Here is a 24,606-nt window from a genome sequence, read left to right as displayed (position 1 = left end):
CCTCCCCGACCCACTTCCGATCGGGCCGGGCAGCGCCCGGCCGCTCCACCGGTCCACAGAGTTATCCACAGCTTGGCCGGTATCCACAGCGGTTATCCACAGCACAAAAACGACTCTGAGTCTGATAAGGGTATACAGTGACCGATTCTCCCGAGTCCACACCGAACGAGCCCGAGGTCCCCGCCGAGGCCATCGCCGCCGTGGTCGCGCACGACCGGATCGAACCGGTCGGGCTCGAGGTGGAGATGCAGCGCTCCTACCTCGACTACGCGATGAGCGTCATCGTCGGGCGTGCGCTGCCGGACGTGCGGGACGGGCTCAAGCCGGTCCACCGCAAGATCCTCTACGCGATGTTCGACTCCGGCTACCGGCCGGACCGCGGCTACGTGAAGTGCTCCCGTGTCGTCGGCGACGTGATGGGCCAGTTCCACCCGCACGGTGACTCGGCGATCTACGACGCGCTCGTCCGGATGGCGCAGCCCTGGTCGCTGCGCTACCCCCTGGTCGACGGCAACGGCAACTTCGGCTCGCCGGGTAATGATCCGGCCGCCGCGATGCGTTACACAGAGTGCAAGCTCGACCCGCTGGCCATGGAGATGCTGCGGGACATCGACGAGGACACCGTCGACCTTCAGGACAACTACGACGGCCGGGCCAAGGAGCCCACTATCCTGCCGTCGCGGATCCCCAACCTCCTGGTGAACGGCTCCGAGGGCATCGCGGTCGGCATGGCCACCAAGATCCCGCCACACAACCTGCGGGAGATCGGCGCGGCGGTGCAGTGGTGCCTGGAGCACCCGGAGGAGGACGAGGAGACCACCCTCGAAGCGCTGCTCGGCATCGTCAAGGGCCCGGACTTCCCGACCCACGGCCTGATCGTCGGCACCACCGCGATCCAGGACGCGTACCGCACGGGCCGTGGCTCGATCCGGATGCGCGCCGTCGTGGAGGTCGAGGAGGACAAGCGGGGCCGCCCCTGCCTGGTCGTCAGCGAGTTGCCCTACCAGGTCAACCCGGACAACCTCGCGGAGCGGATCGCCGAGCTGATCAAGGAGGGCAAGCTCGCCGGGATCGCCGACATCCGCGACGAGTCCTCCGGCCGTACCGGCATGCGGATCGTGCTTGTGCTCAAGCGCGACGCGGTCGCGAAGGTCGTACTGAACAACCTCTACAAGCACACCCAGCTCCAGGAGACCTTCGGCGCCAACATGCTGGCCCTGGTCGACGGGGTGCCGCGCACGCTCAACCTGGCGCAGTTCATCCGTTACTACGTCGAGCACCAGATCGACGTGATCCGTCGGCGGACCGCTTTCCGACTGCGTAAGGCCGAGGAGCGGGCGCACATCCTGCGCGGTCTGGGTAAGGCGCTGGACGCGCTGGACGAGGTGATCGCGCTGATCCGGCGGTCGCCGACCGTGGACGACGCCCGGCAGGGCCTGATCCGGCTGCTGGAGATCGACGAGATCCAGGCCACCGCGATCCTGGACATGCAGCTGCGCCGGCTCGCCGCGTTGGAGCGGCAGCGGATCGTGGACGACCTGGCCAAGCTTGAGATCGAGATCGCCGACCTCAAGGACATCCTGGCCAAGCCGGAGCGGCAGCGGAAGATCGTCTCCGAGGAGCTCGGCGAGATCGTCGCGAAGTGGGGCGACGACCGGCGTACGCAGATCATCCCGTTCGACGGTGAGGTCTCGATGGAGGACCTCATCGCCCGTGAGGATGTGGTCGTCACGATCACCCGCACCGGGTACGCCAAGCGGACCAAGGTCGATCTCTACCGCTCGCAGCGACGCGGCGGCAAGGGCGTCAGTGGCGCTACGCTGCGGCAGGACGACATCGTCAGCCACTTCTTCGTCTGCTCGACCCACGACTGGATCCTGTTCCTGACGAACAAGGGCCGTGTGTACCGGGCCAAGGCGTACGAGTTGCCGGAGGCCAGTAGGGTAGCCAAGGGCCAACACGTGGCCAACCTGCTCGCCTTCCAACCCGACGAGCAGATAGCGCAGATCATTGAGATCCCGAACTACCAGGTAGCCCCCTATCTGGTACTGGCCACGAAGAACGGCCTGGTGAAGAAGACGCGGCTCGAGGAGTTCGACTCCAACCGTTCCGGCGGCATCATCGCGATCAACCTGCGCGATGAGGACGAGCTGGTCGGTGCTGCGCTGGTTGCGCCGGAGAACGACCTGCTGCTGGTCTCCAAGAAGGCACAGGCGATCCGGTTCAACGCCTCGGACGAGGCGTTGCGGCCGATGGGCCGGGCCACCTCGGGTGTGATCGGCATGCGCTTCACGGACGACGACGTCCTGCTGGCCATGGAGGTCGTTCGCGAGGGTCTGGACGTTCTGGTGGCCACGAACGGGGGATACGCGAAGCGGACCCCGATCGAGGAATACCCGGTGCAGGGCCGGGGAGGTAAGGGCGTGTTGACTGCAAAGATCACCGAACGGCGCGGTGGTCTGGTTGGCGCGGTGGTGATCGATCCGGACGACGAGCTGTTCGCGATCACCAGCAATGGTGGTGTCATTCGGACTCCGGTGAAGCCTGTACGCCGTACGCGTGACCGGAACACAATGGGGGTCAAGCTGATGGACCTCCCGGACGGCGTGACTATCGTGGCGATTGCTCGCAATGCCGACGAGCCTGACGAACAGGACTAGTTGAATGACGGAGACACAGGCGAAGTCGGGGAACACGGGGACCTCGGCCAACCCGGTCGACGAGGAGGCCGCCAAGGGCGGCACACCAGCGACCGGCCGCGCGGCCGTAGGCCGGGCGACGGTCCCCGCCGACGCGCCTGCCCCGAAATTCACCAGGGCCCCGGGCATGACACCCCCGCCGGAGCCGCCCACCGGTGACGATGACTCGGGCTCGGGCGACAAGACCGAGACGTCCGGTGCCGAGGCGCCGACGTCCGCCGCCACACCTTCGGGTTCGGCGGCGGCACCCTCGGCCCGGCCGGCGACCACCCAGCCGATCAACGTCCGGCCCGGCCAGGCCGCGTCGACCGGAGCCACCGGCACCCAGCCGCGGATCACCCCCGGCATGACCCAGCCGCCGTCCGACGGGGCTCGTACCTCCGCTGCCGGCCGCCCGGTCAGCGGCGGTGGCCTGCCGCCGGGCATCGGCAACGCGTCGGCCGTCGGGGCTGCCCGCGTCGGTGACGCGGTACGTGCCGCGCGTACGTCGGTCAGCTCGGCCGCGTCCCGCGGACCGCGCCGGGCGCGGCTGAACCTGAAGCGCATCGACCCGTGGTCGGTGATGAAGTTCGCGTTCGCCGTCTCGGTGGTGCTCTTCATCGTCGTGGTGGTCGCCACCTCGGTGCTCTACCTGGCGCTGGACGCGATGGGTGTGTTCAAGAGCGTCAACGAGAGCCTGAGCGACCTGGTCAACGCCGGCGGTGGGCAGAGCACCAGCGGCTTCCAGATCACCGCCAAGGGCGTGATCCTCAGCTCGGCGCTGATCGGCCTGGTCAACGTGGTGCTGTTCACCGCGCTGGCGACGCTGGGAGCGTTCGTCTACAACGTCTGCGCCGACCTGGTCGGCGGGATCGAGCTGACGCTCGCCGAGCGGGACTGAGTGACCGGGACGCCGGGGCACCGCGGAATGCGGTCGCTCCGGCGTCCCGTACTCGGGTAGGTTTTGGCAGGCGGCGACGTCCCGGCCCGCAGGCCCGGACCCCGATTTGGGGCCGGCAGAGCGGATGGGTTAATCTTGCTCGTCGCAACGCGGGGCTATAGCTCAGTCGGTTAGAGCGCAGAGCTGATAACTCTGAGGTCGATGGTTCGATTCCATCTAGCCCCACCGCACGGTCGTCCGACGTTAGTCGAGCACGAGGGGTCGCCCCATGTTCAAGAAGCTGCTGATCCTGGCCGGCGTCGTCGGCGTGGCTGCCGTCGTCTTCAACAAGGTCAAGGCCGCCAACGACGAGCGTGCCCTGTGGCACGAGGCGACCACCGCGCCGGACCTGCGCTGACGTCTGACGCGGCGACGAACGGTCGTCGCCGCGGCCGTCCACGGGGCCCTAGCTCAACTGGCAGAGCACTGCCTTTGCAAGGCAGGGGTTAGGGGTTCGAGTCCCCTGGGCTCCACCAGCACTTTCACCGGTTGATCTCGGTCCGAGTACAGCCATCCGTACAGCCAAGCCGGTCACGCCGTCCCCTCCTGGCTGAGAATCCGGTCAATGGCCGAGGCAGCCTGACGAGCCCGCGCCGGCAGAACGTGGCCGTAGGTGTCGGCCGTCATCCGGATCGTGGAGTGCCCGAGCAGCTCCATCACCGTCCGCAGCTCCTCGCCCTGGTCGAGCAGGAACGTGGCGAAGGCGTGCCGCAGGTCGTGCAGGTGCAGCCAGTCCAGCCCGGCCGCCGCGCGGAGCTGCTCAAAGCGCCGGTTGACGTTCCGCGGCTCCATCGCAGTGCCGATCGTGCTGGCGAAGACCAGGCCCAGATCCGACCACACCTCCCCGGCCGCGAGCCGTTCCTTGGCCTGGCGCACCCGCTGTGCCTCCAACGCCCGAACGGCCAGAGCCGACAGCGGCAGCGGACGGGCCGATCGGTGCGTCTTCGGTGGCACGAACACCAACCCGTGATCCGTTCGCTGGAGCGTCTGCCGAACGAACAGCGCCTTCCCCGGCAGGTCGACATCCGACCACCGCAGGCCCAACAGCTCAGCCCGCCGCAGCCCGGTCGCCAGCGCCAGGACGAACAGCGACTCCAACCGGTCCCCGGTCAACACCGACAGCAGCGTCTTGGCTTCCTCGGGCGTCAAAGCGCGCCGCTCGGTTCTGCCGAGGGCTGGTGGCTTGGCTGCCTTGGCGACGTTGCGCGGGACCAAGTCCATCCGCTCAGCGTCGGCCAGGGCGACGCGCAGCACTGCGTGCACCTTGATGATGCTGGCCGGTGCGAGCTTGCCGCGCAGCCCGGTGAGGAACCGCTGCACGTCCCGAGGCGTCAGCCGGTCGAGCTTGACCCGACCGAGGCCCGGCACCAGGTGCTTGCTCACGGCCAGGCGGTAGCGCACCAGCGTTGACGGTCGGGTGCCGTCGTGCGCCTTCACGTCCCGCAGCCACTCGGTCAACCAGGCTTCCAACGTCCGAGGCTGCGCGGTGAGGTCGACCCCGAGCTGAAGTTGGCGCCGCAGCTCGTCTCGCTTCCGGACCGCCTCAGCCTCGCTTTTGGCGTAGACGTACTTCCGCTTCCGCTTGCCGTCGATCCAACCGAGGTCGACCACCGCAGCCCACACGCCCGGCCGCTGCTCGTACACCGAGCCCTCACCATGAGAACGCCGACGCCGGCCCGTCATGCCGCGAACTCCTCATCAGCCGCCAAGAACTCATCCAGCGCAGACAACGGAATCAGCCGAGCCCGACCAGCCTTGATCGAACGCAGCCGGCCCGATCGCATCAGGACGTACACGGTGTCCCGACAGACGCCGAGCAGGGCCGCAGCCTCAGCCGGGCGGACGCTCTTCTTCTCGCTCATGCTCCGGTCCCTTCCTGCTCTGCGGATTGAGGTGCGGTGGTTGCCGAAACCTCGGGTGGGTCGGCGGCGGCGCGTTTGGCGGCGTCGAGTTGGGCGCGCCATTGGATGCGTTCGGAGATCGCCCGTAGGACTCGATGCCCGAGCGGCGCAACGTCAGGGTCGGTCGGGCGAGCCAGTTCCCAGGCGTGGCGTTGTTCGCCGCCGGGCGGGGCGGTGTCGGCGTCGGTGGTGACACCCAGAAGCGCCTTGACCCAATCGCGGCGATCGGCCCGGTGATCGGTCAGCGTCTTGCCCGACCATTGCCGGGAGATGAGGACGCGGCGCCCGCCGATGCCGAGGGTTTCCCGCTTGTGGACCTTGTTCTTGCAGTTCCCCGGCCGCAGTCCTTGCTTTGCCTTCTTGGGCTGGACGCCGTAGAGCAGCCAGTTAGCGCACCGCTCCGAGCACGGCGTGTGCCGCAGCTCTTGCCAGAGCCGTTCCAGGTGCGCCCGCTGCCGGCCGGTGGTCAAGTCGTGGCAGTCGGCGGCCTGCTTGGTCAGGTACTTGGTGATGTAGCCGACGCACCGATCAGCATCCTTGGTCCCGGCGAGGACGCCCTTGGCGTCGACCTGCACACCGAAGCGGGCGACGTGGACGGGTTGCGCGTCGGGGTCGGCGTCGACTAGGTCCAGGGCGTCATCCCACGACGGCAGCAGCCGACCGGTGGTCGGGTCGGTGTAGCCGGCAGCATCGGCGTCCCACTGCGGCGCCTGCCCCGGTTCGTAGACCCGCATGTCGACCGAGGGCCACCACACCTGGTGATACGTGGCGGCGGCAACCTGCCGCACCAGGGCCCGAGGGATGGTGCCCCGGATGGCGAAGTGCGCGTGCGGGGCCAACCGTCGCTGTGGCTCGACGGCACCGGCGTACTGGACGTTCCAGCCGACCGCGCGGCGCAGGTTCTGCCAGAACCGATCGAGCAGCCGGGGGAAGTGCACCGCATCCCAGGCGGCACGTCGGTAGTCGTAGGCGTCGGGGTCGACTGGTGTCCCGTCGGAGTGGACGCGGCCGTAGGAGCCGAGGGTGAGGGTGAGGAACATCGACGGTCGGAACACCTGCCCGTCGCGCCCGTCGAAGGTCCGCCCAACGGTTCGGTTCTCGACCGGGAGGCGGGGCAGGTCCGGGGCGTCCTGCCGCCGCTTGGTGGAGCGGACCCGCCGCTTGCCGTCGCCGTCCTCCTGGTCCTCGCCGCCGTGGGGTGGGGCGGGGCGACCGCGCATCCCCTCGGTGGTGATTTGTGATTCCAGTTCCTCGATCGCGTCGTCCAGGTCCGCGACCTGATCCCACTGCGACACGCGGGCTGCTTCGTCGCGGGCGAATTCGAGGTGAGCGCGGGCGACGATCAGGCCGCGTTGCGCGTCGGTGGCGGGTAGCGGGCCGGGGTCGGGTTCGTCGTCGCGGTGCCATCCCTCGCGGATTTGCTGCTGGCGCAGCCGGCGGGCGCGGGTGGCGCAGGCGGGGCACTTGGCCTCTTGGGTGGCGCCGCAGGGCATGTCGATGACTTCGGTCTGCCCGGAGTCGAGGTCGGTGCGGCGCAGGGACACGGGGCGGGGATTGGCGGTGGCGTGGTCATCGCGCAGCGGGTCGAACGCCACGACACCGGCCCGGGTGGTCTTGGCCCGGTACATGGCCGCGTCAGCGTCGGCCAGGGCGGCGGCGAGGCCGGCAGGGCTGGCGGGTGCGAGGCCGATGCTGGCGGTCACCGACACCGACACCCCGGAGGGCAGGCGGACGGGGGCGGCGATGACGGCGGCGAGCTGGCGGGCAGCCGCGGCCGGCTTCGGGTCGAGGAGCAGTGCGGCGAACTCGTCCCCGCCGAGGCGGGCGGGCACGCCGTGGATGGTGCGCAGGCGGGAGGCGACGGCGGTGAGGACGAGGTCTCCGGCGGTCATGCGAGCCGACGTGAACGGCCTGGACTACGAGATGCCCGTTGAAGACTGACCACCAGAGCGTCACCCGGGCAGGCGTCGCCCGGGTGGCTGCTCTGGCATTGCTCTGGGGTTCCAGCTTCCTGTGGATCAAGTTGGCGCTGCGGGGCTTCAACCCGGTGCAGATCGTGTTCGCCCGGCTCTTGCTCGGCTTCGTGATCCTGGCGCCCATCGCCCTATCGCGTGGCCTGCGCTTTCCGAGACAGCGATCTGTCTGGGGGCATCTATTCGTCGCGGCCCTGGTCTCCAACGCGGTGCCGTACGTGCTGTTCGGCGTCGGGGAAGAGACGGTCGGGTCGAACGTGGCAGGCGTGTTGAACGCGACCACGCCGCTATGGACGCTGCTCCTCGCGTTCCTTGTCGGTGTTGACCGAGCCGTCACCGTGAAGAAGGCTGCCGGGTTCGCCCTCGGCTTCCTGGGAGTCGTGGTCATCTTCTCGCCCTGGGAATCCGCAAGCGAGATCGCCAGTTGGGGCGGGCTCGCCTGCCTCGCCGCAGCCGCCAGCTACGGAATCGGCTACGTCTACATGGGCCGATTCCTGACCGGCCGCGGAATCCCTCCGCTCATGCTGTCGGCTGCCCAGCTCGGCGCAGCCACAGTCCTGCTAGCCCTGGCCATGCCGTTCGCCGGGCTGGAATCACCGACCTGGCGACTTGACGCTGTCGCAAGCCTGCTCGTACTCGGCGCACTCGGCACCGGAGCCGCCTACGTCCTGAACTACCGCATCATCGATGACGAAGGCCCGACCGCTGCGTCTGTCGTCACCTACCTCCTGCCCATCGTCGCCGTGATCCTCGGGTGGATCTTCCTCCATGAAGCCGTCACCGCCGCGATCGCGGCCGGCATCGCACTCGTCCTCGCTGGGGTCACCCTCACCCGGAAGCGGTCGGCCGAGCACCGGTAGCAGTTGTCTAGTCCCACCACATGCGCGACGGATCCGTCCCACCACATGCTTGACAGTTGATCTAGCCTGGCTACGCCAGGTAATCCAGGTAGCGAAGCTATGGCGAGGGAGCTCATGGTCGACGTTGCAGACGAGGCTCCCGGCTGGGCCGCAATTGAGGCGGCAGTGGCAATCAGGGTGAGTGACCAAAATCCACTGCACTGGGGCACGAACAACCTCCCGGGGCAGGGCCTCTACGGCTTGAGCGCGTACCGATCCACCGGCCACTGGTTGCTGGTTACGTTCGGGATGACCGAGCTGTTCTCCAAGAACAGCGATGAGCTGGACGTCAGCGGCTGGGGATACGAGCTGACGATGCGCGTACCCATGGACGCCGACCAACCTCCCGCGTGGTCCCTGCGTCTGCTTGAACGACTGGTCGACTACGTGTTCGCCAGCGGTAGGCCCTTCACCGAAGGCCATCGCATGGACCCGGGCGGCCCGATCACGGGCCAGGCGACCACCCGGCTCCGCGCACTAGCCTTCGCTGCCGACCCTGAACTGCCGCCCATCGACTCCCCGCACGGCTCCGCGCGGTTCCTGACCGTCGTCGGGATCACCGCAGACGAACTGGACCGCATGAAGGCCACCACGACGGCCGAGATACTGAGCGAGCTGGCCGAGCGCTCGCCCATGCTCGTTACCGACCCGACGCGCTAGCCCTCACCCGCTGCACACAGCCGCCGCCAAGCATGTGGTGGGACGCGAGCGTCAAGCATCAGCCGAGACACGACAAGCACCGGTAGCAGTTGGTTGCCGAATTCCGCTCTAACAGATCAAGGCGGCCCGCAAGCGGGCCGCGCCGGTCGCGCTCGGCCTGCTGGCGGCGCAAGCGCCGGCATCGGCCGGCGCGCCGGCCGATAGGAGCCTTTGCCTCCGGCGGGGGCCAGACGACTCCGAGATGGAGTTGCCGAACGGTTCCGGTTCGTGGGTGGTGGGATGCCATCCCGCCAGCCACCGACCCAGGCGAGCCGAGCAGACCAGGGCCAGGGTGACAAGGTCGTTCGTCCAGCAGGGCGCTCCACCTTGTCACCCTGGCCCTGGCCCGCTCCACGGTGTGTGGGTCGGCGGCAGACGGGATGGCAGCTAGGTCGAGGTGCCGGTGTCAGGTAGGCGAATAAATGATCGTCTGCTAAGGCGCGCCGTCCTGGCGCGACTCGCGTCTCGTGACATCTTCGCGAAACGCGGCCACGATCTCTTCCTCGCGACCCGACCAAAGTAGCTCGTTTTCAAGTTCTAGCAAGTGCGACACGAGTGAAGGCATCTCCGCAGCTATGCGACGCTCCCGATCCTTCTGCTGGTCCGCTTCCCGGTGTGTCAAGGCCGGCCACTTGTAATGAATAAATCCGTTCCGCAATTCGATGGCCTGCTTTATAAGCGCCAGCTTTTCCCTTGACACCTCGGGAAGGCCCAACAGCTTCCAGGTCGCGGTTAGCTTGATCTCAATGTTGAGCTGACGGATTATCGGGAAGTAGGCGTCTCGGGTGTGGCCCTGACGCTCGAACGCCCAGGCTAACGTGCCGTTTACGTAGTGCTCCAGCCAAATCACGTAAAATACGATGGAGATTAACGGGTCTCCGGTGGACAGTTCGGACTCGGCTCGGCTCAGAAGTTTGTCGCCATGGTCAAAGATCGGGTGTACTTGTTCACCGGAGAATCCCGGGTCATCAACCATTTCTCTGAGTATTTCATCAAAGTCGGCGATGATTTCGCTAGCGGGCCGGTTGGCTATCTCAATGTCGCCATCTCTGACACAAGAGCGAAAAAGGCCTTCAACCAAAGCCCGTCGGAACTCGTTTAGCACCTCAGCGTCGGACATCAGGAAACTATACGGATCAGTGCTTGGTCGTGCAGCCATCGGCAGAGCCGAAGCAGCCGGCCGCCCTCAGGTCATGGGGCGGACGCATCGCGTGTGGCTGTACAGCCATCCGTACAGCCAAGCCGGCCGACGGGCAGGAGCGAGAAGCGACGACAGCCGACAGGTCGAGCAGGTCAGCGGCAGTCACCGACGCAGACAGACAGCCGTCTTGATCTTTGCAAGGCAGGGGCTAGGGGTTCGAGTCCCCTGGGCTCCACCACATCATCTGGGCAGGTCACGGCCTATTCTTCTCCCCCGCTGACCCGACCTCGGATTGACGGTCATCTTTGGTCGTCAGCAGAGCCGCCGAAGACCCTGCGCACCGACTCATGGAACTCCGCCGGGGTGTGCCTGCTCATGGCCCATCACCGCCTGGACGATGTTGACAGGGACTCCGCCGGACACCGACCACGTCGCGTAGCAGTGCCGTAGATCGTGGAACCGCCTACGCGCCGACTTCGCCGCCCTCGCCCCTTGACCTCCATAGGAGCATCGGGATGGCAACCATAATGTGCTGGTGAGACGCGCTTGTGGTAGCACAGTAGCCGGCCCCCTGAGTAGGACGGCGCTGGTTGCCGTTTCGATGGCAATGGTCGCGACCAGCTGTTCCATTGGCAGGCATGCCTCCGACATGGGAGGCGGTGCCTGTGCGATCTTTGGTCGGGTTTCGATGGAGCTAGAGGATGGCTCTCTGACTGTGGCCCAGGCCGAACCCGAGCTAAGGCGCGCGTTGAAGCTTGCCGGGGAGGCCGCCGCCGCTGGTGGGGAGGAGTCGTGGCATGACCTGTGGCAGGACCTCGCCGTGACACTGCAACAACTGGTGGAGGCGCAGGACGACCTGGCCGCGTTCGACGCGGCCGGCGATCGAGCAACGGAAATTTGCGCACCTGTGACCGGTACCTGATCAGAAGGGTCGGACCCTGCAAGCTACGGCGTCTATCCCCCCGTGCTGGCAACCCTGAGCGTCCGGACCTGAGTGACTAACCGAGTAACGACCGGTACGCACACCGCCGGACGAACGTGGATGCTGGCGCACCCTCCCCGCAGCTCAGCAAAAAATCGAAGCTGGTCTAGCCGGCTCGGAAGTTCCTTCGGGACGAAGGGTCAAGCTCTGTGGGAAAGATGGTGCCTCGGGCAGCTTGACATCCATAGGAGCATCGGGATGGTGGTGGTGACGCCGGCCCCCTGCAGGCTCGCGACCACGGCGTTCCAGCCCGAACTGTCGGCGAAGGCGCGCCGTGGACCAGGGCGACTGTCGTGCCGGTGGTGTCGGTCATGATGCTCCACCCCGATCGTTGACGGGTGCTGGCAGCGTCGTCAGCGGTGCTCGCCGAAGACCGCCGCGGCCACCTGGTAGCTGTCGAACGCCCGGGCCGCCCCGGCGTACGCCTCCAGGTGGATGAAGAGTTCGACGATCTCCTCCTTGGTCACGCCGGACGTCAGCGCGATGCGCAACTGCCCCCGTAGCGGCTCGTGGGTGCCCAGCGCCGCCGCGACGGCCACCGAGATCAGGCAGCGGCTCCGCAGGTCCAGGCCCGGTCGCGGCCACGAGTCGCCGAAGGTGTGCTCGGTCGCCAGCCGCCGGAAGTCCTGACCGACCGCGGGTTCCCCGTCGGCCAGCGGCAGGGTCAACGGTTGGCCGAGGAGGCGCTCCGCGGTGTCGAGGGCCTGCTGGTATCGGGGATCGTCGGGCATGCGTTGCCACCTCCGCACGTGTCAGCCGATCGACTGCCGTTCGGTTCCAGCATCGTGTCCACCCCGGCGTTCGGTCGGCCGTTCCGGGAAACCGGTGGTCGCGATAGCATCGGATGCGGTGGAGCGCCTGCCCGCACCCGGTGCGTCAGCCCACGCCTGAAGGGTCGGCAGCGGTGGAGGTTGCCGCCGCTCGCAAGTCCCGCCTCATCAACGTCCTTCGTCAGCGAGAAGTCAGCGAGACGCACGACAACAGCCAACAACCGCTGGTGCAGGACACCAAGTCCCTTGACTCCAACGCCAGCCGCCGACATCGATCGGTGAGCATCCATCGCATCGAGCCGCTATGATCAACGCTTCCACGAGTGCCTTCCGGACCCGCGCTCTACTGCCAGGTCGCGGTGTCGGGGTCGATGCTGTGGGCGCGCGCGCTGGCGTCGATGATTCGACGGAACCACGTCGCAAGGCCGGCGCGGATGCCGTCGTAGTGGGCAGTGAATGCCGGGTCGGCCTCGAACCTGCGGCCGAGACAGACCTGCATCTGCCTGGTGAGCGGAAAGTACGACGAAGTGAACGCTTCGCGGTGCCGCTCGACGAGTTGATTGGCTTCTGGGCTGCCAGGTGTGACGTCGGCGTCCATCGCGTCCGCGAGGGCGCGGTCGAGGGCGGCAATGGTGTCGGCGATGGCCTGCCATTCCTCAGGACTGCGAGATGCTGAGCGTTCGGCGTACTGCTGCCATTGCGTCGTGTCCCCGTAGCGCTGACGGGCTTGGGCGTGCCGGTCCGGGTTCCAATCGGGACCGAAGATCGCGGCCTGCTGCTCGATGGTCAGCAGCAGGCCGCGCTCGTGGGCGTCGATCATCCGATCCAGTCCGGTGCTGAGCTGCTGGAGGCGGTCGATCCGTTGGGCAACCTGGGTGCGCTGCGCGCGCAATGCACCAGGCACGTCTGGGGTCGAGTCATCCAAGATGGCCCGAATCTTGGCCAGGTCGAAACCGATCTCACGGTAGACGACGATGCGGTGTAGGCGTTCCAGATCGCCGGCGGTGTAGAGCCGATATCCGCCCGCCGTGCGCAGCGACGGTCGCGCCAGACCGATCTCATCCCAGTGGTGCAGCGCGCGGACTGTCACGCCCAGACGCGCCGAGACCTGACCGACGGTCAGGCCATCGGCGTCAGCGACATCAGGCATGCTCCTCATTGTCGCCGCGACCGACGCCCGGTGGGGTGATCCCGACGGCTTCAAGGCTCCGCGCCTCCTGACTGGCCGGATCCCAGGGCTTCGCCGCAGTGAAAACGATCCGTGCGTTTTCGGGGGTGATCACCTCTACGTCCCGGGTGTTCCAGGGAGTGTCCCGTGGACCATCGACCGAGTTCGGGCTCAACGCACGACAGGCCTCGACAAGGGAATCGATCTGGCTGAGCACGCACGCGAAACTGACGCTGACCGCGGGTGTCTGCTCCGGAACGCTCGTCGCCGGGATGAGGAGTACGTCCTGGAACGCCCACCTGCGCAGGTGCACAAGCGTGCCGGGGATGCTGAACAGCTCGAAGAACCCGAGCCCACGGATCCAGAAGTCCACCGACGCCGTCAGATCGCTCGTGGGGACCGTCACGAACGCGGGCATCCCATAGATGCCGTGGAATGGCTCCGGCGGAACCGCATCCGGGCTGGGAGGGGGCACGGGGCTCATCTCAAACGCGTTGTAGTAGTCACTCATGCACCCCACCATTCAGCCTCACGCAGGGTGAGGGTCAAGCCGGGTTCGTGAGCCTCGCCCTACCCCAACGATGCGACCAGCGTTGTGGCCGCGTACCGCTAGAACGCGGCAGCGGTGGAGGTCCAGGACTGCTCGGCACTTACCCCACACGCCTCACCCAGAGCGACATCGACTGCATGGCCGTGGCCGACCGGGGTAGGAGAAACGGCAACAACCCCCCGGAAGTGAGGTGTCTTACCAATGCCTACGGCACGCGAGATCATGACGAACGACGTGACCTGTGTCCGCGAGCAGGACGACCTGAAGTCGGCCGCGAAGCAGATGGCGGAGCTGGGGGTCGGCGCCCTGCCGATCTGCGGGGAGGACAACCGGCTGAAGGGCATGCTGACCGACCGCGACATCGTGGTGAAGGTGCTGGCCGAGGGCCGCGACCCGGCCACCGTGACGGCCGGCGAGCTGGCCCAGGGTGAGGCGGTGACGATCGGCGCGGACGACGACGCGGCCGAGATCCTGCGCACCATGGGCCAGCACAAGGTACGCCGGCTGCCGGTGATCGACGGGCATGAGCTGGTCGGGATCGTGGCTGTCGCCGACGTGGCCCGTTCTCTGCCGGAGCGCCCCGTGGGTGACCTCATCGAGGCCATCTCCGAACGCGCCTGACCGTCGCACCCGTCCTCGATCGCCGCCCCGGGTGGGCGGCGATCGTCGTACCGGGAGTCGCCTCGGCGGTCAGTCAGGCGGGGTGAGGGAAGCGGTCTCGCCGCGGGCGATGGTGCGTACCTGCTTCACCCAGCCACGGCGGCGGGCCTCGTCGACGAAGTGCGCGAGCGGGGAGCGGAACACCGGATAGTCGTCGTAGTGGATCGGCACGGTCAGCTTCGGGCGGACCAGTTCCACCAGGTCGGCGCCCTGGCGGGCATCCATGGTGAGCAGGATTCCGGCGACAGTCGTGCCGCCGAGGTGGATGAGCATCGCGTCGATGTCCGGGTAGCGCTCCGGGATGGCGCTGAGCATCGGCCGGTTGAGGGTGTCACCTGTGACGTACAGCCGGAACTCCCGACGACCGGCGCGTTCCACGTCGATCATCGTGCCCATCACGTCGGGCATCAGCAGGTCCAGGGCACCCGGGCCGTGCTGTCCGGGCATCGAGGTCAGGCGCAGTGTCGTACCGTCGCGGTGCAGCTCCCGGGACGACCAGGTCGGCAGGCCCTCGGCGGACTGGAAGCCCCAGCGACGCAGTTTGCGTTCCGCTGCCGGGGTGGTGACGATGGGCAGGGCGCGGTCCAGTTCCCGGCGGGCCACCCGGTCGAAGTGGTCGCCGTGCAGGTGGGAGAGGACCACCGCGTCCAGCTCCGGAAGCTGGGCGATCCGCAGCGCCGGGTCGGTGCGCCGGCGCGACCACAAACCCTTGCCCAGGTACGCCCGCTGGCCCCGATGCAGGAAGTTCGGGTCGGTCAGCAGGGTGAACCCGCCGATCCGCAGCACTGTCGTCGCGGTGCCGATGAACGTCACCTCGGGTTGCTCCGCCATGGTGCCCACCTCCTGCGGCTGCGGTACCCCGACGAGCCGTGAGCATGCGGCTCAGCCCTTGGGTGAGCGCGCCGTTGGCGAATGTCGCGCCGAGCGCCGAGCCGGCCCCCGGTCGCTGCGCTGAAGTAATTGCTTACCACGAGAGCCGCCCGCCGACGCCAACCGAATCCCGGTAAGGCGTCGACGGGCGGACGCAATTCACGTATCTTCGAGCGCGCCGCGGGCATTGCCCGCAAACGTCAGCAGGCGAGGTCGTAGTAGCTCAGGTTGTAGCTGCCCTGGTTGTACTCGCCACCCCACCTAACGCAGACGGCGGTTACCTTGACCGGGCCGGCGTAGTAGCCGAAGCCCCCCTTGTCGGTCCTGGTGTCGCTGCTGTCCTGGGCATCCTTGATGGTGGCCATGACGGTGTTGGAGTTGCCGGTCGTCGCGCTGGACTTGAGCGTCACCACGCAAAAGGACGGCGTGTCCGACGTCAGTTTCTTGAGTACGTAGACCGTGGCAAGAACGCCGTTCGTCGACAGCGAACGAAGCGATTGGCTGGCGACGTTCCGGTAACCCGATCCACACACGCCCGTCGGGGTGTACGGGTTCGACGCAGCCTGTGCGGGTGCACCAATGGAGAGCGAGGCGGTCAGCGCGGCCGTCGCCACGAGAGCAGACGAAACCGCCGCCTTTACCTTCTTCACTGTTTTCGGGGTCCTTCCTGGTTGCACTCCGTCGTCCTTCGTGGGCAAAGGGCGAGGACCTGTACAGTGGCGCGCGCCTTTGACTGCGGTGAAGCGGCTTTCGCCGTACCGCGAACGTATCCTTGCAGATCTTGACTTGCGTATCTACCCGGCTTGCCGCGCATTCCGCCGCAGATGATTGCCCGTCCGATCCGGGGAGTGTCCTGAGCTGGAAATCTGTACGACGGACGTGGAGAACCGGGTCGGCGAGACGCGGTCGGTAATCGCCGAGTTGCGATACTTATCCGCACCGGAAGGGTCGGCACCTGCGGAACGAGTCACCACCCGACAACTCCTTGCGCTTGTTTACCGGACGGACGCCACCGATGGCACGAATGGTGGTAACCGCTTCCTGCGGAAGTCGGGCGACACGCAGCGCCGGGTCCGTAAGCGGAGCAGCGACGGTCAGTCCGTGTGTACAGCCTCGGGCGAGGGCTGAGCGGTGTCTGGTCGCGCCGCCGGAAGGTGTTCCACCAGCCTGGTGAGCAGGCCGTTGGCGAAGGTCGCGCCGAGCGCCGAGCCGGCCCCGATGGTCCAGCCCACCGGCCCGAGCGGGGTGCAGCCGAAGAACTGGCTCACCCCCGGCGTCTGCACCACCACGACGAGCACCCCCAGTGACGCCGCCGTGGACGCCAGCACGGCCGGGCTGGTGCCGCCGGCCAGGACGGTCTGTCCGAGTTGGGTGCCGACCAGGGAGACGAGGGCGACCGTTCCGGCCCGTTGTCGGCGTCCGGTGTACCGCGCCAACGTCCAGCCGGCGGTCGCGCCCAGCGTGGTGGCCGCAGCCCGCAGCCCGATCTCCCTGGTGAGGCTCTCGCCGAGCGCCGTGTCCGGGCCCTCCCGCAGCAGCGCGTCGGTGTGGTCCGACGCGGGTGGCCGGACCGCGATGGCCAGCGCCGGCGCCAGGTCGGTGAGCAGGTTGACAAGCAGCAGTTGTCGTCCGGTGAGCGCGGAGCGGCCGGTCGCCGCGGCGGTGAGCACGCTGAACGCGATCTCGCCGAGGTTGCCGCCGACCAGGATGCTGAGCGCGTGCCGCACCGACGACCACATCGCCCGCCCCTCGATCAGGGTCGCGATGATGGTCTCCAACCGGTCGTCGGTGACCACCAGGTCGGCTGCGGCCCGCGCCGCCGGGGTGCCCCGTTGGCCGAGAGCGATGCCGACATCGGCCAGCCGGATCGCCGGGGCGTCATTGGCACCGTCGCCGGTCATCGCGACGGTTCGTCCGCACTTCTGCAACGCCTGGATGATCCGTACCTTGTGCGCCGGGGTGCAGCGGGCCACCACATCGGTGTTGGCCAACCGCTCGGCGAGCGCGTCGTCGTCGAGCTGGTCGAGTTCACCGGCGGTGACCACGCGCTGCTCGTCGTGCTCGCTGATGGTGGCCGCGATCGCCTCGGCGGTGGCCGGATGATCACCGGTGATCATGATGGTGTGCACGCCGGCCTGGCGGATCCGGCGTACCGCCGGGGCGGCGCTCTCCCGCACCCCGTCGGCGAGGGCCAGGAAACCCACGAAGGTCAGCCCTCGGACGTCGGCGTCGGTCACCTTCGGGTCGTCCACCTGGCACTCGGCGACGGCCAGGATCCGGTTCCCCGCCCCGGCCCGATCGGCGAGCATCCGTTCCAGCGCCGCGCGGCCGGCGTCGTCGAGCGGCTCCTGACTGCCGTCGGTGCGCCGGGCCGAACAACGCGGCAGCACCGTCTCCGGAGCGCCCTTGACACTCAGCAACAGGCGACCTTCGGTCTCGCCGACGCTCGCGTGGTAGCCACGGGACGGTTCGAACGGCAGCCCTCCGGCAGCCCGCCAACCAGCCGCGCCGGTCTGCTCCACCACCCCGGCCACCCCCGCGCCCCGCCGGACCGCCCGGTCGGTCTGCAACGCCAACTCCTCCGGGTTGGCCGCGGCGGGGGTGGCGCGCAGCGCCGCGGCAAGCGTCAACTGGAGCCGGTCGTCCAGCCGGTCCACCGCGGCGTACCGGTCGCCCACGCCGTCGCCGACCCCGGCGAGCAGCAACTGGCCCTCGGTGAGGGTGCCGGTCTTGTCGAAGCAGAGCACGTCCACCCGACCCAGCGCCTCGATGGTGCGCGGATTGCGGACCAACGCGCCGTGCTCGGCCAACCGCCGCGCGGCGGCCAACTGCGCCGCGCTGACCAGGAACGGCAGCCCCTCCGGCACCGACGCCACGGCGAGGTTCGCCGCGGTCGCCGCCGTCTCGGCCAGGGGTACGCCCCGAAGCAGGCCCGCGCCGGCCACCGCCACCGCCGAACCGGCGGCCAACGGGATGGCGGCACGTGTCAACGAACCGAGCCGGGCTTCCACCCCGCTCGTCGGTGGGGCCTGCCGAACGAGCGCCAGGCTCCGACCGGATTCGGTGTCCGAGCCGGTAGCGACCACCACCGCGGTTCCGTGCCCGGCGGCGACTGTGGTGCCCTCGTAGAGCATCGAGTGTCGATCGGCGATGGCGGCGGCCACCACCGGCCGGTTGGACTTGGCGACCGGCAGCGACTCGCCGGTCAGCGACGACTCGTCCGCCTCCAGGCCCACCGACTCGAGGACGCGGCAGTCGGCGGGCACCGAGTCACCCGGCTCCAGGGCGATGACGTCACCGAGGACCAGATCCTCGGCGGCGAGAACCTGCTCGCCGCCGTCCCGACGCACCCGTGCCGTCACCGCGGAACGGGACAGCAGCTCCGCAAGTGACCGTTCCGTGTTGCGTTCGTGCACCGCGCCGATCAGGGCGGACCCACCGACCACGCTGCCAACGAGCGCGGCGTCGACAAGCGAGCCGAACGACGCGGACAGCACCGCCCCGGCGGCCAGCACCGGGGTCAGCGGGTTGGACAACTCGTCCACGAAGGCGCGCAGCAGACCACCACGTCCGGCTCCGGTGTCGCCGTTCCCGCCGGTGCTGCCGTGGTGCCGCTGCTGCGCATCCGCGCTGGTCAGGCCGTCCGGCGTGGTGTGCAGGTGGTCGAGCACGGTCCTGACCGGCATCAGGTGCCAGGCGGTCGTGACAGGTGCCGGAGTGTCCGACTGGCCGTGCAGCCGGCGGGCCTGCCACACCCCGTTCGCGAAGGCCAACCCGGCCGCGCCGTTGACCGCCACGAGCGCCCGGTGGGGCAGTTGGGTAGGCGGAGCGGTGAACGCTCCCAAGGCCCCGAGACCGGTGCCCGCCATGGCCAGCCGGATGTTCTGCTGGGCCGTTCGCCGGGCCACCCCGGTCGCCTCGACCACCAGGGCCACCACCCGCAGGTCGGCGCCGACCAGCAGGTGTGCACCCCACGGCGGCAGCGCCTCCGGCGCGGCGAGCCCCAGACCGCAGTCGGACGCGCCGAGCGCCTTCCGGTCCGCCGAAACCAGCATCACCACCGCGCCGTCGCGCTGCAACGCGCGTACCGACTCGGCCAGCCGGTCGCCGCCGGGCAGCATCGCGTCGGCGAAGCCGTACCGCTGCTCGTCGCCGCCGGCCACCACCAGCCGCAGGCCAGCCTGCCGGGCGGCGGCTGGCAGGCCGTCCATGCCGGGCGCGGGTTCCGGCTCGACCCGCAACAGCGCGGCGAGCCGGTCGCCGTGGGCGAGGCCGAGCAACTGGCCGCTGGCGGAGCGCAGCCGGTCGCCGTCGGGGATGTCGCCCAGGTCGGTGCTGGGCATCTGATCCAGCGGTCCGAGCCGCCAGCCGTCCGCGGTGCGGGAAGCAGCCGGGTCGTCCGGGTCGAACAGGGCGAAGGCCCGCTCCGCCACCTGGTCGACGTCCGCGCCGGGCACCGGTGCCAGATCGGCGAGTACGCCCCGGTCCGAGCCGAGCACGGCGGCGTCAAGCACGAGCGTGTCGATCCGGTCCAGCTCCCGCAGCACGCTGCGGTCCATCGCGATCACTCCGCGCCGGGCCAGCATCCAGCCAAGTTGGGCGGCGTACCCTTCGCGTCCGCTGCCGGGCGCCTTCGGCAGCGTCGACAGGCCCACCGCGATGGCCCGTTTGGGCCCGGCGAACGGCATCGCCGCCGCACCCGCCGCCGCACCCGCGGCGAGCATGCGGTTGACGTACCGCTCGACCGGGCCGTCCGGCTTTGGGCGGGGACGCTCGACGACCGGCCAGCGGGCGGTGGCTCGTTCCGCGTCGCCGGTCAGTCGTGGCTCGGCCCGCTCCCAGGCCGAGAGCTGGGCCCGTGCCTCGCCCCACTGCACCACCCGCTGGGCGCCGTCGAGGACGATCCCGGTCCAGCGGCCGGTCAGGCCCTGCACCACCGCTTCGGCAAGGGGAAAGAGGAGGTCGGCGCGGGGGTCGGAGCGCAGTCGTTTGCCGATGAACTCGTGCAGCTTCGGTTGCAGGTCAATCGCGGTGAGCACGCCCGCCACCTCACCGGGCAGCGGCGCGAACGGCAGGATCCGGGTGGCCGCCGAGATGGTCAGGCCCAGCGCGTCGGAGGCGAGCGCGCCGAGGGTACGGGGGGTTCGCGGCCCTTCCTCCGGTGGGTGCGGTGGCGGGATCTCCGGATCCGGTTCGTGGTCACAGGTCCGCTCGACCCGGCTGATGGTGGCGATCAGGTCGCGCAGCGCCGGCTCGGGGGTCCCGACGGCAACCACCACCCGCCCGGACGGGGCGTTGACCCGAGCCCAGGAGACCCCGGGCAGGCGCTCCAGGGCGCCCTCCACCTGACGGGCCAACTGGTTCCCGCCGTCCTGGCAGACACCGTGCACCTCGATGTGGTGTCGGCCCGGTCGGGACCAGACCCGACGCCGCGTCAGCCCGGCCGTCCGGGCCAGCCGGGTCGCGGCCGAACCGACGGTCCGGGACGCCTCGCCGACCAGGTGCGGCATGCCGAAGGACGGCAGGATCCGGCTGGCTGCGCGACCCGCCGCCGTCATCGAGGCGTACGGCTGGACGGACGCCGGCCCGGCTCCCTGTTGCTGCTGGTCCTGACCTTGCCCATGTCGTCCTCCCACCGCGCTCACGTCCGGCGGCCTGGCTTCCCGACCTGCCGTCCGTTATGCCCCTCCGGTGGTGGAACTTTCCGTCGTCGCCGGCGCATGGACGGGGTGGGCCGTGGAACCCGACGACCATCACCGGACATGGGGAGGCCGGCATGAGCACGCTGACGCGACATCTGAACGGCTCGCACGAGAACGTCCGGATGTACAACCGGCGGGTGGCGTTACCGATGCTGGGCGACGTGGCGGTACCGCCACCGGACAAGATCGCCTACTACGCGGGGCTCGGTGTGCTCGCCGCGCTCCAGGTCATCGAGTGGCCGATCGCTCTGGTGATCACCGCCGGTCACCTGCTGGCGGACCAGCACATGTCGGGGCTCGTGCGCGGGGTCGGACAGGCGTTGCAGGACGCCTGACGAGACACCGGTCACCGGTGTTTGACATGAATGCGGGTTGAAGTCGCATGCTCGGGCGATGTCGAGCACAGTCGCCACCACCGCACCGGACGTAGCAGGGCTGTTCGCACCCCGGTTGCGCGCGATGACGGTGGGCAGCGTCGCGCTGATCTCGTTGCTCGCGTTCGAGGCGCTGGCGGTCGGTACGGCGATGCCGACCGTCGCCCGCAACCTCGACGGGGTGGCGCTGTACGGGATCGCGTTCGGTGGCCCGTTCGCCACGGGCGTGCTGGCCATGGTGGTCTCCGGTATCTGGTGTGACGCCAGAGGCCCACGGGGGCCGATGTGGCACGGGGTCGCCTGGTTCGTGGTGGGGTTGCTGATCGCCGGGACCGCCCACGCGATGAGTGTGCTCGTCGTCGGGCGGGTGGTGCAGGGGTTCGGGTCCGGGCTGCTCTCGGTGGCGCTCTACGTGATCGTCGGGCAGGCGTACCCGCCGGAACTGCACCGGCGGATCTTCGCGGCGTTCGCGGCGGCGTGGGTCGTACCGTCGCTGGTGGGGCCTGCGGTGGCCGGCCTGATCGTGGAGAACCTGGGCTGGCGCTGGGTCTTCCTCGCGGTGCCGGCGGTGGCGGTGCCGGCGGTGTTGTTGATCCACCCCGGCCTGCGGTCGCTGGGGCGGAACGCGGCGACCCGGCCACCGGCCGGCGCGGCGGGGCGGATCGGCTGGGCGTGTGGGGCCGCGGTGAGCGCCGCACTGCTGCACATCGGGGGACAGCAGCGCGGCGCGGCGGCCCTGACGCTTGTCGCGTTGGCCGTGGTCGGTCTGCTGGTGTGTGCCCCGCGCCTGCTGCCGGCCGGGTTCCTGCGGGCGGCGCGAGGGCTTCCCACAGTGGTGGGGCTGCGAGGGCTGGCGTCGGCGGCCTTCGTCGGCGCCGAGGTGGTCATCCCGTTGATGCTCTCCCGGGAGCGGGGCCTCTCGCCGACCGCCGCCGGGCTGGTCCTCACGGTGGGCGCGCTGGCCTGGTCGGCCGGTTCCTGGTTGCAGGGCCGGATCCCGGTGCCGGCGTCCCGGGCCAGCCTGCCGCGCGTCGGGTTGAGCTGCATCACGGTCGGCACGGCGACTGTGGCGCTGGCCGTCCGGCCCGAGCTTCCGGTGGCCGTCGCGGTGCTCGGATGGGCGGCGGCCGGCCTCGGCATGGGGCTGCTCTACCCGTCGTTGTCGGTGCTCACCCTGGAGCTGTCGGCCCCCGGTGAGCAGGGCCGCAACAGCTCCTCCCTGCAACTGGGCGACTCCCTCTTCGCGGCGACAGTGCTCGCGCTCACCGGTGCCGTGCTGGCCGCGGGGAGCGCGCCCGGCCCGGCCAGTTACGCGGCGACGCTGGCGGTGACGGCGGGCCTGGCGCTGCTCGGGGCGCTGCTGGCCGGTCGCGTCGTGGTGGGCCCAGGCGCGCGACCGGGCGGGTGATCCGCGGATTCGGTCCCGGCCGGCCTGGTTGGGCCGGGAGGATGGCGGGCGATGAACTTCCTGACCATCCTGCCGCTCGCCGTGGTGATGGTCGCCGGGAGTCAACTTGTCGTGTCGGTCTTCCTCGCCTCGTCGGATCGGCCCCGGGCGGCGTCACTGGGCTTCCTCGCCGGGGCCGGGCTGGTGGTCACGGCCGGAGTGACGCTGAGCTGGCTGCTGACCCGCTGGCTGGGCGGGCTGGCCGCCGGCGCCAGTGCCGTCGCCGGAAAGGTCGACCGCGGTCCCGCCATCGACCTGGTGGTTCTCGGCCTGCTGGTCGGCCTGGCCGTGGTGGTGTGGGTACGGCGGGACCGGTCCGGACCCCCGAGGTGGCTGGGGAGCATCGAGCACGCCGACCCGCGTGCGGCACTACGACTTGGCGCGTTGCTCTTCGTGCTGACGCCGACCGACGACCTGACCATGGCCGCCGTCGGGGCGAGTGTGGCCCGACACGACCTGCCGTGGTGGCATCTGGTGCCGTTCGTGCTGCTCACCGTGCTCCTGCTCGCCCTGCCCCTGCTGGCGTTGCTGCTGCTCGGGGGTAGGGCGGCGCGGGCCCTGACCCGGATGCGGGAGTGGGCCGAGGGACACGCCTGGATCGTCAACGAGATCGTGATCGCGTTCTTCGCGCTGCTGACCGTGCTGGACCTGATCCGCTCGGGCTGAGTCGAGCACAGCCGGTCACGGAACTGCCAGGTCGTTCGTCGACACCGCGTGGGACGACGGGCGCGCCGTGGTTCGCGGCAGAAAGGGAGGACGAGATGAGGATTCTGGTCACCGGAGCGAGCGGTCGCCTCGGACGTGCGGTGCTTCCCCGGCTGCACGCTGACGGGATGACCGTCCGGGCCACCAGCCGACGGCCGCAGACCGGCTCCGAGGTCGAGTGGGTGGTGGCGGACCTGGCGACGGGCGACGGGCTGCCCGAGGCGGTGGCCGGGATGGACGCGGTGCTGCACCTGGCGTCCGCGCCGAGGGGCGGGCAGACCTATCGGGTGGACGTGCTGGGCACCCGCCGGCTGGTGGTGGCCGCTGGCTCGGCCGGGGTGCTCCACCTCGTCTACGTCTCGATCGTCGGGGTGGACCGGGTGCCGTTCCCGTACTACCGGCACAAGCTCGCCGCCGAGGAGGTGGTCGCGGCCGGCCCGGTGCCGTGGTCGGTGCTGCGGGCCACCCAGTTTCCACAGTTCCTGGACGACCTGCTCGCCTCAAGCGCCCGGCTGGGGCCGGTGATCGGAGACCGGGCGGTGCTCGCCCAACCGGTCGACCCGGGTGAGGTGGCGGCCCGGCTGGCAGCGCGGCTGGTCGCCGGCCCGCTTGGCGGCACCGAGGAGTACGGCGGGCCGCAGGTGATCCGCTTCGACGAGGCGGTCCGGACGTGGCGGCAGGCCCGAGGCTCGCGCCGACCGCTGCTGCCGGTGCGGATCCCCGGCCGACTCGGTCGCGAGTTGCGCGCCGGTGGCCTGGTCACCGAGGCGCTGCCCAAGGGCGCCCGCACCTGGGCCGACCACCTCGCCGACACGTACGGGGGAACCGGGCGGAAATGAGAGCAACAACGGTTCACGTTCGTCTTACGGTGACGCCATGTTCGCTGTCGTCACCACGGTGATCCTCTACGTCTTCGGTTTCGTCTTCCTCTACGGCGTGATCCGGCTCGGAGTCCGGCACGCATTGGAGGACCTTGAGTTGCAACGGGCCAAGGCCCAGCGCGAGGAGGAGTTGGCGGCGTCCCGTGACCGCTCGTTCCTGCGCGACAACGCGTTCCTCGCCGGCAGTTGAGCACCGGATCGGTTCGGCGCGGCCCGGTGGCGTCCAGCGCTGGTCCGGGTGCCGTCGGGCGGTTCAGCGTGGCGGA

The 24,606-nt window shown here is 69.4% G+C and carries 22 protein-coding genes, 2 tRNA genes and 1 pseudogene; 15 read left to right on the top strand and 10 right to left on the bottom strand.

Annotated features, from left to right (window positions below):
- Window positions 1-137 precede the first annotated feature (137 nt).
- The 5 genes from gyrA to AB0F61_RS15645 all read left to right on the top strand — a co-directional run bounded on the left by gyrA (window position 138) and on the right by AB0F61_RS15645 (window position 4,094).
- Window positions 138-2,660 carry a DNA gyrase subunit A gene (gene gyrA, locus AB0F61_RS15665; RefSeq protein ID WP_357109367.1) on the top strand — a complete coding sequence of 841 codons (2,523 nt, stop codon included), beginning with the start codon at window positions 138-140 and terminating at the stop codon, window positions 2,658-2,660.
- A 4-nt stretch (window positions 2,661-2,664) separates the two neighbouring features.
- Window positions 2,665-3,579: a DUF3566 domain-containing protein gene (locus AB0F61_RS15660; RefSeq protein WP_357809421.1), complete on the top strand. Its 915-nt coding sequence runs from the start codon at window positions 2,665-2,667 to the stop codon at window positions 3,577-3,579.
- A gap of 151 nt (window positions 3,580-3,730) precedes the next feature.
- Window positions 3,731-3,804 (top strand) — tRNA-Ile (locus tag AB0F61_RS15655).
- A gap of 43 nt (window positions 3,805-3,847) precedes the next feature.
- Window positions 3,848-3,976, top strand: a complete 129-nt coding sequence (locus AB0F61_RS15650; RefSeq protein ID WP_007453934.1) for a DLW-39 family protein — start codon at window positions 3,848-3,850, stop codon at window positions 3,974-3,976.
- A gap of 42 nt (window positions 3,977-4,018) precedes the next feature.
- Window positions 4,019-4,094 (top strand) — tRNA-Ala (locus AB0F61_RS15645).
- A gap of 55 nt (window positions 4,095-4,149) precedes the next feature.
- Here the strand turns inward: AB0F61_RS15645 and AB0F61_RS15640 are convergent.
- Genes AB0F61_RS15640 through AB0F61_RS15630 form a run of 3 tightly spaced genes read right to left on the bottom strand, consistent with a single transcriptional unit; the run spans window position 4,150 to window position 7,411 of the window.
- The gene (locus AB0F61_RS15640; RefSeq protein ID WP_357809418.1) at window positions 4,150-5,301 is read right to left on the bottom strand and encodes a tyrosine-type recombinase/integrase; all 1,152 of its coding nucleotides are present in this window, start codon (window positions 5,299-5,301) and stop codon (window positions 4,150-4,152) included.
- The gene (locus AB0F61_RS15635) at window positions 5,298-5,480 is read right to left on the bottom strand and encodes a helix-turn-helix domain-containing protein (RefSeq protein ID WP_334626924.1); all 183 of its coding nucleotides are present in this window, start codon (window positions 5,478-5,480) and stop codon (window positions 5,298-5,300) included. Before AB0F61_RS15635 ends, AB0F61_RS15640 begins: the two co-directional genes overlap by 4 nt.
- On the bottom strand, window positions 5,477-7,411 hold the full coding sequence (locus AB0F61_RS15630) for a GGDEF domain-containing protein (protein ID WP_357809415.1): 1,935 nt from the start codon (window positions 7,409-7,411) through the stop codon (window positions 5,477-5,479). The genes AB0F61_RS15635 and AB0F61_RS15630 overlap by 4 nt, the downstream gene beginning before the upstream one ends.
- 38 nt (window positions 7,412-7,449) lie before the next feature.
- Between AB0F61_RS15630 and AB0F61_RS15625 the strand changes: the two genes are divergently transcribed.
- Window positions 7,450-8,352: a DMT family transporter gene (locus AB0F61_RS15625; protein WP_357809412.1), complete on the top strand. Its 903-nt coding sequence runs from the start codon at window positions 7,450-7,452 to the stop codon at window positions 8,350-8,352.
- A 99-nt stretch (window positions 8,353-8,451) separates the two neighbouring features.
- The gene (locus AB0F61_RS15620) at window positions 8,452-9,051 is read left to right on the top strand and encodes a suppressor of fused domain protein (protein ID WP_357809409.1); all 600 of its coding nucleotides are present in this window, start codon (window positions 8,452-8,454) and stop codon (window positions 9,049-9,051) included.
- A 472-nt stretch (window positions 9,052-9,523) separates the two neighbouring features.
- Here the strand turns inward: AB0F61_RS15620 and AB0F61_RS15615 are convergent, their stop codons facing one another.
- Window positions 9,524-10,210 carry a hypothetical protein gene (locus tag AB0F61_RS15615; protein ID WP_357809406.1) on the bottom strand — a complete coding sequence of 229 codons (687 nt, stop codon included), beginning with the start codon at window positions 10,208-10,210 and terminating at the stop codon, window positions 9,524-9,526.
- A gap of 622 nt (window positions 10,211-10,832) precedes the next feature.
- Between AB0F61_RS15615 and AB0F61_RS15610 the strand changes: the two genes are divergently transcribed.
- Window positions 10,833-11,153, top strand: a complete 321-nt coding sequence (locus tag AB0F61_RS15610; protein ID WP_357809404.1) for a hypothetical protein — start codon at window positions 10,833-10,835, stop codon at window positions 11,151-11,153.
- 413 nt (window positions 11,154-11,566) lie between these two features.
- Here AB0F61_RS15610 and AB0F61_RS15605 read toward each other — a convergent pair whose 3' ends face one another.
- On the bottom strand, window positions 11,567-11,944 hold the full coding sequence (locus AB0F61_RS15605) for a carboxymuconolactone decarboxylase family protein (RefSeq protein ID WP_088986731.1): 378 nt from the start codon (window positions 11,942-11,944) through the stop codon (window positions 11,567-11,569).
- A gap of 173 nt (window positions 11,945-12,117) precedes the next feature.
- Between AB0F61_RS15605 and AB0F61_RS15600 the strand changes: the two genes are divergently transcribed.
- A complete protein-coding gene (locus tag AB0F61_RS15600) occupies window positions 12,118-12,291 on the top strand; it encodes a hypothetical protein (RefSeq protein ID WP_357809400.1) in 174 nt (57 codons plus the stop codon).
- 35 nt (window positions 12,292-12,326) lie between these two features.
- Here AB0F61_RS15600 and AB0F61_RS15595 read toward each other — a convergent pair whose 3' ends face one another.
- On the bottom strand, window positions 12,327-13,133 hold the full coding sequence (locus tag AB0F61_RS15595) for a MerR family transcriptional regulator (protein WP_357809397.1): 807 nt from the start codon (window positions 13,131-13,133) through the stop codon (window positions 12,327-12,329).
- Entirely contained in the window at window positions 13,126-13,662 is a 537-nt protein-coding gene (locus AB0F61_RS15590; RefSeq protein ID WP_357809394.1) for a hypothetical protein, read from the bottom strand. Before AB0F61_RS15590 ends, AB0F61_RS15595 begins: the two co-directional genes overlap by 8 nt.
- A 240-nt stretch (window positions 13,663-13,902) precedes the next feature.
- On the opposite strand from AB0F61_RS15590, the gene AB0F61_RS15585 reads away from it, so the two are divergent.
- Window positions 13,903-14,322, top strand: coding sequence for a CBS domain-containing protein (locus AB0F61_RS15585; RefSeq protein WP_357809391.1), 420 nt, complete (start codon window positions 13,903-13,905; stop codon window positions 14,320-14,322).
- Window positions 14,323-14,391: 69 nt separating this feature from the next.
- Here the strand turns inward: AB0F61_RS15585 and AB0F61_RS15580 are convergent, their stop codons facing one another.
- The 3 genes from AB0F61_RS15580 to AB0F61_RS15570 form a co-directional block, all read right to left on the bottom strand.
- The gene (locus AB0F61_RS15580) at window positions 14,392-15,192 is read right to left on the bottom strand and encodes an MBL fold metallo-hydrolase (protein WP_357809387.1); all 801 of its coding nucleotides are present in this window, start codon (window positions 15,190-15,192) and stop codon (window positions 14,392-14,394) included.
- Window positions 15,193-15,431: 239 nt separating this feature from the next.
- The gene (locus AB0F61_RS15575; protein ID WP_357809384.1) at window positions 15,432-15,881 is read right to left on the bottom strand and encodes a hypothetical protein; all 450 of its coding nucleotides are present in this window, start codon (window positions 15,879-15,881) and stop codon (window positions 15,432-15,434) included.
- A 444-nt stretch (window positions 15,882-16,325) separates the two neighbouring features.
- The gene (locus AB0F61_RS15570; RefSeq protein WP_357809442.1) at window positions 16,326-20,789 is read right to left on the bottom strand and encodes an HAD-IC family P-type ATPase; all 4,464 of its coding nucleotides are present in this window, start codon (window positions 20,787-20,789) and stop codon (window positions 16,326-16,328) included.
- Window positions 20,790-20,951: 162 nt separating this feature from the next.
- On the opposite strand from AB0F61_RS15570, the pseudogene AB0F61_RS15565 reads away from it, so the two are divergent.
- The 5 genes and pseudogenes from AB0F61_RS15565 to AB0F61_RS15545 all read left to right on the top strand — a co-directional run bounded on the left by AB0F61_RS15565 (window position 20,952) and on the right by AB0F61_RS15545 (window position 24,530).
- A pseudogene (locus AB0F61_RS15565) lies at window positions 20,952-21,268 on the top strand (hypothetical protein).
- A 58-nt stretch (window positions 21,269-21,326) separates the two neighbouring features.
- Entirely contained in the window at window positions 21,327-22,715 is a 1,389-nt protein-coding gene (locus AB0F61_RS15560) for an MFS transporter (protein ID WP_357809381.1), read from the top strand.
- Window positions 22,716-22,766: 51 nt separating this feature from the next.
- The gene (locus tag AB0F61_RS15555) at window positions 22,767-23,420 is read left to right on the top strand and encodes a GAP family protein (RefSeq protein WP_357809378.1); all 654 of its coding nucleotides are present in this window, start codon (window positions 22,767-22,769) and stop codon (window positions 23,418-23,420) included.
- A 95-nt stretch (window positions 23,421-23,515) separates the two neighbouring features.
- Window positions 23,516-24,298, top strand: coding sequence for an NAD(P)H-binding protein (locus tag AB0F61_RS15550; RefSeq protein ID WP_357809375.1), 783 nt, complete (start codon window positions 23,516-23,518; stop codon window positions 24,296-24,298).
- A gap of 37 nt (window positions 24,299-24,335) precedes the next feature.
- A complete protein-coding gene (locus AB0F61_RS15545) occupies window positions 24,336-24,530 on the top strand; it encodes a hypothetical protein (protein ID WP_357809372.1) in 195 nt (64 codons plus the stop codon).
- Window positions 24,531-24,606: the final 76 nt, after the last annotated feature.

Origin of the sequence: Micromonospora sp. NPDC023888, assembly GCF_040639415.1 — a bacterium.
Lineage (GTDB): Bacteria > Actinomycetota > Actinomycetes > Mycobacteriales > Micromonosporaceae > Micromonospora.
This window is presented reverse-complemented; position numbering and strand designations above follow the sequence as displayed.